Here is a 12,524-nt window from a genome sequence, read left to right as displayed (position 1 = left end):
CGCGATATAAAAGCGCAACCATTACGAGGTTGCGTAAAGTCCACCCGGAGGTCAGGTGGACGAGGAGAAGATAAAGAGTGAGGAGTTTCAGTTAGCACAGCCCGCTACACCCCTGCGAGAACAGCTCTGAAGCTTTTCCCATACCTGACTTGGACGAACCGGAAGCTCTGTGATCTCTATCCCCAGTGGTGCCAGAGCGTCGCAAATTGCATTAACCAGTGCTGCCGGTACTTGACCTGGAATACCATCTGCCATACCACGCGCACCGAGCGGAGCATGTTCGGTCGGCGTAACCACGTGGATGGTTTCCACATGTGGTACGTCGGGGGCAATTGCGATCTTGTACGTTTCGAGAGTACTCGTCATCTGTTGGCCGTTCTCGTCGAAAAGAAACTCTTCGAATATCGAGTTCGACAGACCCTGTATTACGCCCCCTTGAACCTGTCCTTCCATGGTTAGTGGATTAATCACGGTGCCTGCATCCTCACAGGTTATATAACGTTGGATTTTGAACTCTCCGCTGACCGGATCCACCTCGACAATACAGGCATGCGCCGAGAAAGAAATCATGTTCTTGTCGGCCTCAAAATAATTGGTCGCCTCAAGGCCACCTTCCTCTCCGGGAGGAAGGTTCACCGGCTTCATAATGATGCGATTCGCCAGGTCGGAAAACTGCATACTTTTGCCTGGATCATTCTTCAAATACACCCTACCATCCTCGAAAGCCACGTCATCGGGCTGTACCTTCAGGCCAAGGTCATGGGCGAATATTCTGGCCATTTTGGTCCGAATGATTTTCGCAGCATTGTGGAGCGCACTGACTGTGTAAGATGCGCCCCGAGAACCGACGGCACCACAACCGAATGGCGTATTGGAGGTATCACCAATCACGAAAGTTACGTCATTGGGATCGACACCCAACATTTGGCTGACCACCTGTGCAAACATTGTTTCGTGGCCGGTTCCCGTTGGGGCGTCACCTTCAAGTATCTGAACACGACCGTTAGGATCTATCCGAACTGTCGCGGCCCCATAGCCAGGCTGATTCTCAAGTGTGACCAGGAGTGCAGATGGAACGCCTGAGAGGGAGGTGGAAGATGAAAGTCCTATACCCAAATAGCGCCCTTCTCGCAATGCTTCCGCTTGTTTAACACGAAATTCGTTATAGTCAATTTTTTCCGCAAGGGTCTCCAAAACGCGGATGAAATCACCGCCATCCATGTAGTACCCAGTCACGCTTGTGTATGGAAGCTCGTGGACCAAATTGAGGAGCCGAATCTGTAACGGGTCTTTTCCAACCCGCTTAGCTAACTGATCGAGCATTCGCTCTATGGCAAAATGGCCAGGAAGCCACCCGAAGGCACGATTTGGAGTAATACATGGTTTGTTGGTGAAATAGCAGTCTAAGTGAATATCGGCCTTGACAATGTTGTAGCCTGATGGCACAAACACCGCCCCAAGAAAAGGCATGATGAAGCCCCAGTAGATGCCGAGACAACCATCCCCGATATCCGCTGTGATTCTGTCGCGCAAAGCAAGTATGCGGCCATCTGCAGTAGCAGCGAATGAGATTTCATGAGTTTGGTCTCGCCCATGCCCGACCAGCATTAGATTTTCCTCACGCGATTCCAGCCAGCGCACGGGTTTCTTCAATTTCTTGGCTAGCCAAGCTATGAGCGCAGTTTCCCTATAGAACGGCGCCTTGACACCAAAACCACCTCCCTGGTCGCGAGGCGCTATTACCCGAACTTTGTGCAAAGGAAGACCTAACACATCCGCAAGCGCCAGACGCTCAATGTGCGGGCGTTGGGTTGTAGCCCAACAAGTAAGGCCATCCTCTGGATTCCATGAGGCCAAGACACCTCGCGTTTCGAGGGGGGTAACGCCCGTTCGATGCGTCCGAAAAGTTTCCTTCAAAACGATAGGCGCTTTGGCGAATATTTCATCAACTTCTGCAACGTTTTTTGAGATTGATTCCGCTGTTGCACCTCCAGTAAAGCTCATTGAAAAGCTCAGGTTGTCCTGCCATTCATCGTGAACCGTTTGGGCACCGGGTTGCGCGGCAGCTTCCGGTGTCCCAATGTAGGGTAGTGTTTCGTAATCCACTTCCACCAAAAGTGCTGCGTCTTCCGCCAAATAGGGATTCGTAGCCACTATGGCTGCGATCGGAGCTCCATGAAAAGTAACCTTGTCGATCGCTAGCGGCCAATGCTTGGGAAACCGTCCAGGAAGATTAGGTACTACAGTCGGTTGCGGAACAGGGGAAATCTCTTCTTTAATATCCTCGCCAACAATCACGGCAACTACTCCGGGACAGTGTCTTGCAGCTTCAGTGTTAATTGAACGAATTCGAGCATGGGCATGTTGACTGCGAACAAAAACCACATGAAGAGTATCCGGCAAAACGATGTCAGCAAAGAAGTGACCACGACCGCTGGTCAGGCGAGCATCCTCATGACGAGGACGAGCCACCCCAATAGACGACTGAGTTGTGTTCATGAGTTCTTTTGTGCGCTGGCTGAGTTAATGGTGAGTGCGGCATCTTGCACCGCTTCAACAATGTGGGAGTATCCAGTGCAGCGGCAGATATTTCCGGCCAAGGCACGACGGATCTCATCTTCCGTTGGATTCGAGTTCCTTGAGAGAAAGTCAGCCATGTTCATGATAATGCCAGGCGTACAATAGCCACACTGTAGGGCATGCTTTTTGTTAAAACTTGCCTGGAGGGGATGCTGATGATCATCACTGGCAAGTCCTTCAATTGTAGTAATCGATCTACCATCGGCCTGGACTGCAAGCATCATGCACGATTTAACGGCTTCGCCATCAAGGTGTATTGTGCAGGCCCCACATACACCCTCGAAAGTGCAGCCAACGTGGGTACCCGTTAGCCCGAGATGATCACGGATAAAAGTGACGAGAAGAGTACGGATCTCGACTTCACGAGTGATGGATATCCCGTTGATTTCGACAGTTATCTGTTTTGTCCCACTCATTACTTCACTCCAGGGTTTGCTCTAGAAATAGCGGTATTAGTCACTTCCTCGCCCAATTTACGTATGAGGAAACGTTTGTAATCTTCCGAGGCCCATGGATCCCCTTCAACTTGAGCATTTTGTGCTATTGAATTGAAGGCAGCATTGACCGACTTTGCGTCAGGACCTTCACATCCAACGATTAGTTTTTCCGCAGAGGGAAATCGGATAGCGCCAGAAGATAGTCCGGCAAGTGCAATTCTTGCAGAACAACATTTCCCAACACGATTCAATATTAAAGACACTGCGACGCCTATCGTGGGTACAGCATCGGTAGTTGGCCCCCACTTTTTGTAGGCGCTGCCACACCAGTCTTTACTAGTTGGTAGCAGAATAGACACCAGCAACTCTTCTGGGCGCCGCGCCGTTTCCAATGGGCCAAGAAGAAAATCATCGATAGACAGCAGTCGCGATGTCGGCTTCCCATCAGGATTAAGTGAGGCAAGTTCCAGTGTCACGCCAACCGCGAGTGCGGCAGCCGGTGTACAACTGGAAATATAGTTCCAGCAGAGACTCCCACCAATGGTCCCGCGATTACGGACTTGCCGATCGCCGACATGGGCGGCCGCATCGCTGAGCGCTCCGTAGGCGCCGCTCAACTCTGTCGCATTAGCCAATTCAGCATAGCGTGTCATCGGCCCCACGCTCATTCCTTGCGGCGAATTACGAATACCCCTCAAAGCTGCTATCCGCTGAAGATCGACGATGCCCATTGGTTGAACCATCCGACCCTTTATTGCTTGCATCAGACTCATTCCACCAGCCAAACACATGGTCATCCCATCAGCGGCGCCGGCTAGAGCGTGCAGCGCCCCAGAGATGGAATCCGGAGCCTCATACGCTTCGATCTGTGCGGGAAACATTATTTTTTCTGTCCTCGTCGTTACCAACCATTTCCTTCGAAATGTGAAACACTTCTAGTTGCATCCAGTCCCACACCATCACTATCTATTGCCATCCCCTTCTCATGTAGAAGGATTCCTGCCAGCACTTTGTCCACTTGCCAATCTTTGATCGATCTGTTGCCCGAATTTCTATTGTTGAATTTTGGTCTTGGTACATAACGATTCCCCATCCAACTAAGCTGCCGTGCATTTCTTGATGAGTCATTACAAACTAGCCCATTCCCCCTTACTACCGCATCGCGATGTAAATCCCGACGATGACCGCAATGACCAAGAGACTCCAAAGCCAAATTTTCATACTGCCACTAGCTAATCCAACGCTTGAGCTAAGTTCATTAGTCGAGGAGGTTCCCTGACACTTGCCGGCAAGCGTTGCAAAGAATTCATCGGCAATCTTTTTCGCAGTTCCGTCAATCAAACGGGAGCCAACCTGCGCCAGTTTGCCCCCGACTTGAACGTTAACAACGTAATTCAACCTTGTCCCATCTTCTTCCGGTGCCAAGTTGACCTTTGCACTACCCCTGGCAAATCCTGAAGCACCACCTTGCCCTTCAAAGCTAATCGAGTACGAACTAGGTGGATTCAAGTCAGCCAGCGATATCTGCCCCTTAAACCTAGCGCTAATCGGACCTATTTTGGCTACAATCGAAACTCTAAATGCGGTATCTGAAATCCTTTCGATGCTCTCGCAGCCGTTGATACATGATTTCAGAGTTTCGGGGTCGTTCAACAGTTCCCAGGTCTTCTGAAGAGATGCTGGTACGAGGGCTGAACCTGACATTTCCATTTCGCATACCCTTGCATATACTGTACTATTACACGTGTGCACAAGACAAGAGAACGTAACGGCGATCTCTTGAAGAAATTAACGAGAGAACCGTGAAACGGATCGTAGTCTTGACGAACCCCAATCCTTTTCCTCGTCTTATCTGTGTCGCATGATAGGGAAATGCAAGGCCACTAGTATTGAAGGTTATGGCCTTTGTTCTTGGAAAGTATTGCTATTGTCTGTACCGATACGGCAATAACCCGACGCTGGGGTCACTGCCAACGCATTACTCTGAGATGACGACGCTATGTCGTCGAGTTCGATTTCCGGCACGCTGGGCAGTAGCTCGGTGCGGCCGAGCACCACCATCAGCGCCTGCGCCAGTATTCTGACCTTTAGCGGGATGTTGAAGAACTCACCGGCACAGGATATGCGCAAGGTATAGTGCAAAGCATCTAATTGCCTCCCAAATCGACGCCATGTGACGGTACCACACGACCCAGGCCGTAATTTTCAGCTACCTGACGCTGGAGGCCCGCATCCCGAAGAACCTTCCGCTGCACAAGCTGCGGGTGGTCGTGGATGGCATACTGGCGCGATGCACGGCGAGTTTGAAGCGCTTTACGCAGCCTCGGGGCCGATCGATTCCGCAGGATACTTGCGCGCAGCGGGGGCTGTGGCCGGTAGACCTTGGCGCTGCTCGTGTTGCAATCTTTCCGGCCACTGCACCAGCCCCGGTTTCTCGATATGCTCAAAACGCTCGCCGTCGATACTGGGTGCGCCACCATTTGCGCGGCAGCAACCGCTTGGTTACATGCTTATGGACCGCAAATGGAAATCACGTGCACAACACTGGTCGGTACTCTCGCATTAAAGCTAGGTAGTACTATTATTGCTATCGGATGTTCCCGGTATGTAATCGGAAGATTTCTCCGATCGCAACAAGAAGGTCGCGAGGCTCGGGACAAGGATGAGAGCACCGAGCATGTTCCAAAGGAACATGAACGCGAGAAGAATACCCATGTCGGCCTGGAACTTGATGGGAGACCAGGCCCATGTGATGACGGCTGCGGAGAGGGTAACGCCGATGAGGGCAACGACCTTGCCGGTGAATGCCAGGGCACCGCGATAGGCGTCGGTGACCGAGAGGCCGCTGCGCTGCTGAACCAGATGAACGGTTAGCAGATAGAGCGAGTAATCGACGCCGATGCCGACCCCGAGCGCTGTGACCGGCAAGGTGGCGACCTTGATCCCGATGCCCAGCATCACCATCAAGGCTTCGCAGAGAATTGACGTCACGATCAAAGGCACCACCGCCACGATCACCGCGCGCCAATTGCGGAAAGTAATAAAGCACAGCAGGATCACCGCCGCATAGATACACAGCAGCATGGTGCGGTTTGCTGAACTGACAGCAATATTGGTGGCGGCCTCAATCCCCGAGGTACCGGCTGCGAGCAGGAACTTACGCTCGTCGGTGTTGTGATCCGCAGCAAAGGCTTCCACGGTCTTTACCACGCGGTCGAGGGTTTCAGCCTTGTGGTCGGCCAGGTAGGCGATAATGGGTGCGACCGAACGCTGGTCGTTGAACATCTCCGGGTTGGAATCGTAGACGTAGTTGATCGCGTCGGTATTTACAGTGATGTCGCGATTGAGGGTGATCCACTTTGACGAGCCTTCGAAACCGGCCGCGGTGAAATTACGGGCCAGGCTCGCTGCCGATATGGTGGTCTGTACGCCAGGCAGATCGCGCAGTATCTGTTCCAGCCGATCCATTTCTAGCAGAGTATCGTAGAGTATCAGGCCATTTTTCGGGACGGTGACAATGACTGCGAACTGGTCGCTGGACAGTTGGTAGTGGTTAGTTATGTAGGCATTGTCCTGGTTGTAGGTGGAATTCGGCCGCAGTTCGGGCGCACCCGGGTCGAGATCGCCGATCTTGAGACCTTCGCCAACTATGACACCAGCAAGGGCAAGGCCAATGGTCACGACAAGCACGCCGATGGCCCAAGGACGGGTGGTAAACCGCGCAAGCCACCGCGGCAAGGGGTGGTCACCGGCGCTGAACTTCAGGCTGCGGGCGGCAGCCTTGGAGCTGACGCTGGTGTAAGAGAGCAGGATCGGTAGCAGGATCAGATTGGTGAAGATTAATACGGCTACGCCGATGCTGGATGCAATCGCGAGACCCCGAATCACTGGGATGTCTATCACGGCCAACACGCCGAATCCGACGGCATCGGCCAGCAGCGCGGTCAGGCCGGCCAAGAACAGACGCCGGAAGGTGTAGCGGGCGGCCACGTAGCGGTGGGTGCCGCGACCGATATCCTGGGTGATGCCATTCATCTTCTGGGCACCGTGGGACACACCGATTGCAAAGATGAGGAAGGGCACCAGGATGGAATAGGGATCGAGGACGAAGCCAAGCAGGTGCATCAGCCCCAGTTGCCAGGAAACGGCGACGAGAGAGCAAATCACCACAAGCGCAGTGCTGCGCAGGCAGCGCGTATACACCAAAATCAGCACGACGCAGATCAGGGTGGCATAGAGGAAGTAGGTAAACACCTCGTTCATGCCGCTGATCAGATCTCCCACCAGATGGGCAAAGCCGATGATGTGGATCTTGACGCCCTTTTGCTCGTATTCGGTGCGGATGTTGTTCACCGCGTCATGGAAGGCCCGATAGTCCAATGGCTTGCCAGTGACGCCATCGCGGTCCAACAAGGGAACGAAGAGCATGCTGGAGCGCTGGTCTTTGGCCACCAGGGAACCGATGATGCCGGCGCGATGGATGTTGGTGCGCAAAGCTTCGATACTCTCGCGCGAGCCGTTATAGGTGTCGGGCATAACGGCGCCGCCCTTGTAGCCTTCGGGAGTGATTTCCGTCCAGCGCACTACAGGCATCCACAGGGACTTCATGAAGGCGCGGTCGACACCCGGGACGAGGAAGACCTTGTCGTTGATGTCACGTAGAACTTCCTGGTAATGGGCGTCGTAGATGTCACCCTGGGTGTTCTCGACCACGATCCGCACCGAATTTCCCAGGCCGCGCAGGGAATCCGCGTTGGCGCGGTAGTTCTGGATGAAGGGGTGCGACTGGGGCATCATCTTCTCGAAGCTGGCATTGATCGTCAGCCGGGATGCCTGGTAGCCCAGCAGCGCCGTCAGTAGCGCACAAACCACCACCAGGATCAGGCGGTTGTTGAAGATGATGCGTTCGAGGAGGTTGCCGGAACGCTGATCGAAGTCTTCACGGCGCGGTACGACGGGCATTGCATCAAGCTGGTTGTCGGTGGAGATGGACATGGAATTCCGGGTTCGCTAAGGGGGTGAGTCAATCAGTGGCCGGCGGCAATGTCACGCAGGGTTTCGCTCCTGACCCCACCCAGTCCGGTGACCAAGACAGTCCGGGGAGCCACGGAGACAATCCCGGTCATGCGCATCGGCTTGTCCGCGCGCTGGACGCGAAAGTTCTTTCCGCTCTTGTCGCTGAGCAGAAACTGGCCCGCCGCATCGACCAGGACGAAGCCCTCACCGTCGCTGAGGGGAATACCGGCGGCAAGGGTTTGGTTGCTGGGCATGCCCAAGGCTTCCCAACTCTTGCCCATATTGCCGCTGCGGTAGGCAGCACCCTCTAGGCCGTAAGCGATTAGGGCTTGGCTGTTGCCGGTTATGCCGAAGAAGCTGCCAATAAAACCCGTGTCGATCTTGTCGAAACGTTCGCGGCCGCGGTCAAGCCGATAGATCAGGCCCCGTTCGCCGACGATGAAGACGTCACTGCCGATGACACGGATGACGTTGAGGTTTAAATACAGGCTGTTGTCGATGCGATGCAACCAGGGTTCCCAACTCTTGCCGCCGTCAGTGGTGGCGGCGATCATGCCGAAGGATCCGACGACATATCCCTTTTGCGCGTCTTCGAACCAAACATCGAGAAACGGCAAGGCCGGACCGGCCTTGTAGTTCAATTCGAGTTGGACCGCGTGTGCCTGCATGGCGGAACTGTCTTCGGCGCTGGCAGCACTCTTGCCATAGAATGCCTTGAAGGACTTGCCGGACATCCGACCGTCCAGTTGCTTGGTCCAAGTCTTGCCGCCGTCGGCGCTGTGCAACACCACACCCTCGTGACCAACTGCCCATCCTTCGTTGGCTGTAGGGAAATGCACGGCCAATAGATCGCTCTGTACTGGAACTTGCGCTTGGGTCCAAGTCTTGCCATGATCGTCAGAACCGATAATGAGCCCCCGTGAACCAACGGCCACTATGCGCTCACCGGCCTTGGTTAGCGCCATCAGAGGTCGCTTCGTCACGTTGCTGCGCATCTCGGCCGGGGTGTCCAGCGGATCGTGAAATTTCGATTCGGCGGACACCGGCAGCGCAAGCAGCAGCAAACATAGACATCCCGCGACGGGGCACCACCGCCGGACAAATTTACAACTTCTGGACATGGTCCAAATGCTTCGCATGACGCAACCGACTCCTTAGGGAAAATCAACAGACACTCTCTGCGCAATACCCCGATTAGATTCATGTAACAAACATGCACCGCCAAAAAAAAAACGGCTGGATCAATCCAGCCGCCCTTCGGCTTGACTTAGCGCACGCCGCCAGCCGCCACCGACTGCGGGGTCAGCTTAATCTTCATTCCTTCCGCTGTTAAATAGCTGTGCTGGGAGTTGCCCGGTAGTCTGTGCGAAAGATTGGCAACCAAGTAATTGCCCTTGACCAGGTCATAGGTTGTCCAGGAATCCATATTAATACCACCTGTGTCATAGCTCGGGAGGTTGTTGACCTGCGTCACGCGCCATAACTTGTTAGCGTTGTCGTAGGCCTCGTTGGTTGTGACGCACCAGCAGTCCTCGTCGATATAGAATGTTTTGCGACTGTAGGCATGACGGGCGTTGGGTTTGCGGATCGAATCCACCACCCACACGCGGTGCTTCTCAAAACGCACTGCAGCCGGGTTAATGAACTTTTTCCCCAAGACCTCATTTGGCAGCATGGTGTTCGTTAGCCCAAAGACGTTATAGGGCACGAGCATTTCCTTCCTGCCGACGAGCTTGAAGTTGAAGCGATCCATGCGGCCAACAAAGCCGAAGACCTCATCCCACAACATTACACCACCATAAGCGGCGATCGGCACATCGTAGGCAAACTCCGGTGCCAGACGGATGCGGCGCTGTCCCGGGGTATAGAACCAGACTTTCTGTCCGTTGGGGATATAGTAGTTCAGGAAGACGATGCCCGCCGACGACGGCGGAGAATACATAGTTGAGTTAAGGGCGAAGTAGGCATCATATGTTATGGGACGCAGCGCGTTCTTCACGTCATACCAAGGGTGGGTGTAGTGATTGTCGGAGCCAGGCAAATCAGACACATTGCCCGCGCTGTCAACCAGGAAGCCTTGACTGACATTGTGGCTGACGGCCGCCGAAAAGCGGAGGTTATTGTTCCACATTACTTCATAGCCCGTCTTGGGAATCGGAAATGGAATTCCGGCGTAGGCCATATTGCCCTTGTCGGCCCCCTCGAGTGAGTCCCCTTCCACCACGCCGCCCAATTTGGCTGTGGTAGCATTCTTCAGGGTATTTTGCAGTACCCCCGCCGTATATCGCATGCTGCGATGGGTCGGATACACATTAATCTGGTATCCGTACTGTTTCATCATGGCCTTGGTGCCCTCCGTCAACAGAGCATCATACTGCGCCATGTTCTTGTCATTGACCGAGTACAAAGGCTTTTCCCCAGCGAATGGGTCGACATAATAGTTCGAAGTCTTGGGGTCATATCCCGCCACCTTCTCGATGCCACCCGTATATGGGGGGATGGATCCATCCGCATTGCCGGCCTTGATCGCGCCGAACTCGGTCAGCGTCGTACCGAGTTGCTTGGCTTCCTCAGCTGTCACCAGCGCCAGTACCGTAGTACTACACAGTGAAATCCCCAAAGCAAACAGTGCTCCTAGAATCGTTCTCTTGTTTGACATAATATTTGGTCTCCTTATGGCGTCAGAATTAGAATGAAGTCTTAAACTGCAGTTCGAACCAGCCGCGGTCATTCAGTGAAACGGCACCGATGCCGCCGAAGCCTGCCAGAGCATTGCGGCCTGAGAAAGGATCGATTCCTTTCGGCCCTTGACGCCAGTGGTAGCCGTTGTAGGAAAACCCTAGGGTTGATTTGGACTTGTAGGTGGCCTTGACGCCTATCGAGTATATTTCCGTCCCTTGGCCGTAGAACCCACTGGCGCGATAGGCCGGGTTCCCTCTCACGCCATAAGTAAGTGACATCGGCGCGGAGAGATCAATACCCGGCCACACTTGCATCCACTGGGGCTCAAACAGTCCGGCAATGGCCAAGGAGTTCTTTGTCGAGCAACCGTCCTTCCAAGACTGGCCTGCGCAACTCGCAAAGTTCTCTCCCATGTAGATGTTTGCGTTGTCGGTTACCTTATTCAATCGTGTATATGTGAATTCAGCCAACAGAATGCCGGTATCCCACACTGGCGTCTTGCCAAGCTGGACAAAGGCATTGCCAATCAGATTGGTGATGTCGCCCCTAGCGCCCGTATTCGACGGCGCCAAACCTGCGGTATTCAGTGCTGTGTGACTGCGATGGCTGAGTTCCCAGCCAGTACTGATTAAACCCCAGGTCTTTTCGAAGCTGATGCCGAAAAGCTTGGACTTCTGATTGATGGTACTCTGTAATTGGCCGGTCGCCGGGTTAACTAGCGCCAACCAGGGATCAACTTCATCAAACTGCCGGTAATAGAATCCAAGATCGCCATCCAACCACTCGGGTGACCAATTCATCTTTAATCCCCAGTTGTGGTTGTTGTTGGGCGGTTCCACGATGCCGGCGTTCCCCGTAATGCCGCCAAGACCAAGAGGTCCCGCCTGATTGGGTCCTTTGAAAAGGATGTCAAAGAAACCCAAGTAAGTTCCGGCTTCCGGGTAGCGGTTGGGACGGTATTCAAAGAAATATTGCCCCGTTACCGAAAGGTTAGGGGCGAGTTCTGCAGACAGCAATACCTGGGTACGCGGCAGGAATAACTCCTTGACCTCGGAGCCCGGCTGCGAAAAGGCCTTCACGAAATCAAGTGGCTGTTGAGAATAGGCGATATTGGAAAAGGGGAAGAAGAAGGCATTGCCCCAGTATTGGCTCAACCGGCCAGCCTTGGCATACACCGGTTTGCTGCCAATATTTGAATTGACATAAACAAAGGCATCGAGAAATTCCCCACCTTCTATGAAGTAGCGCTTTGTGTAGTTGGAATAGGTGTTGCCTTTATATGCGGTCGCTTGACCTCCCGCAGCAGCCATATTTGCAGAAATGGCTGGGTTTTGCTTGACGTTGTCGTTATAAGCGAAATCCTTCCAGATCGAAGCCGAAATCCGAAACCCCATGTCTTGCTTATAGACCCCCTGAAACTCAATCAAATCCTGAACGCGGTTTGTGACCATATCGCCCTTTTTAGGGAACTTGTAGTCACCCGTTGCAAAGGCAAAGTGGTTGCCAATATTCGGATCCAAACCCTGTGCTCGCCAACCCATGGTGTATTGGATTGAGTTATCAAAATTCACTACCCAGTCCGGGTCAGTTTCAAATTGGAAAGCGTTTGCAGTACTCGTCAAACAAAACGCTGAAACTGCCAGGATCACCGCCCTTGTCGTACATAGCCTCAAAGATAGGCTTGTCATCTCTCGCCCCCCCCTATGTAAAGGTAAAGTACAAACTCGTCAAGTTAATATTAGAAAACCGTTCAAAACTACTCACTCTTGGCAGAGTTACCTTATTTCTGCCTGTCTCGCAATCTTTAAA

9 protein-coding genes are annotated in these 12,524 nt (G+C 53.4%); all 9 read right to left on the bottom strand.

Annotated elements, in window-relative coordinates:
* Positions 1 to 87: 87 nt before the first annotated feature.
* The 9 genes from K5E80_RS13230 to K5E80_RS13190 all read right to left on the bottom strand — a co-directional run bounded on the left by K5E80_RS13230 (position 88) and on the right by K5E80_RS13190 (position 12,403).
* On the bottom strand, positions 88 to 2,499 hold the full coding sequence (locus K5E80_RS13230; protein ID WP_220636601.1) for a xanthine dehydrogenase family protein molybdopterin-binding subunit: 2,412 nt from the start codon (positions 2,497 to 2,499) through the stop codon (positions 88 to 90).
* On the bottom strand, positions 2,496 to 2,996 hold the full coding sequence (locus K5E80_RS13225) for a (2Fe-2S)-binding protein (RefSeq protein WP_220636600.1): 501 nt from the start codon (positions 2,994 to 2,996) through the stop codon (positions 2,496 to 2,498). The genes K5E80_RS13230 and K5E80_RS13225 overlap by 4 nt, the downstream gene beginning before the upstream one ends.
* Complete coding sequence (locus K5E80_RS13220) at positions 2,996 to 3,898, bottom strand: FAD binding domain-containing protein (RefSeq protein ID WP_220636599.1); 903 nt, start codon at positions 3,896 to 3,898, stop codon at positions 2,996 to 2,998. The genes K5E80_RS13225 and K5E80_RS13220 overlap by 1 nt, the downstream gene beginning before the upstream one ends.
* Positions 3,899 to 4,169: 271 nt before the next feature.
* The gene (locus K5E80_RS13215) at positions 4,170 to 4,727 is read right to left on the bottom strand and encodes an SRPBCC family protein (RefSeq protein WP_220636598.1); all 558 of its coding nucleotides are present in this window, start codon (positions 4,725 to 4,727) and stop codon (positions 4,170 to 4,172) included.
* Positions 4,728 to 4,913: 186 nt separating this feature from the next.
* Positions 4,914 to 5,159: a hypothetical protein gene (locus tag K5E80_RS13210; RefSeq protein WP_220636597.1), complete on the bottom strand. Its 246-nt coding sequence runs from the start codon at positions 5,157 to 5,159 to the stop codon at positions 4,914 to 4,916.
* A 426-nt stretch (positions 5,160 to 5,585) separates the two neighbouring features.
* On the bottom strand, positions 5,586 to 8,012 hold the full coding sequence (locus K5E80_RS13205) for an efflux RND transporter permease subunit (RefSeq protein ID WP_246590985.1): 2,427 nt from the start codon (positions 8,010 to 8,012) through the stop codon (positions 5,586 to 5,588).
* Positions 8,013 to 8,044: 32 nt separating this feature from the next.
* Entirely contained in the window at positions 8,045 to 9,097 is a 1,053-nt protein-coding gene (locus K5E80_RS13200; protein ID WP_220636596.1) for a WD40/YVTN/BNR-like repeat-containing protein, read from the bottom strand.
* A gap of 203 nt (positions 9,098 to 9,300) precedes the next feature.
* Positions 9,301 to 10,692 (bottom strand): DUF1329 domain-containing protein, encoded by a 1,392-nt coding sequence (locus tag K5E80_RS13195; RefSeq protein WP_220636595.1) that lies wholly within the window; start codon positions 10,690 to 10,692, stop codon positions 9,301 to 9,303.
* Positions 10,693 to 10,720: 28 nt separating this feature from the next.
* Complete coding sequence (locus K5E80_RS13190; RefSeq protein WP_281420281.1) at positions 10,721 to 12,403, bottom strand: DUF1302 domain-containing protein; 1,683 nt, start codon at positions 12,401 to 12,403, stop codon at positions 10,721 to 10,723.
* Positions 12,404 to 12,524 lie beyond the last annotated feature (121 nt).

This window comes from Georgfuchsia toluolica (assembly GCF_907163265.1).
GTDB classification, from domain to species: domain Bacteria; phylum Pseudomonadota; class Gammaproteobacteria; order Burkholderiales; family Rhodocyclaceae; genus Georgfuchsia; species Georgfuchsia toluolica.
This window is presented reverse-complemented; position numbering and strand designations above follow the sequence as displayed.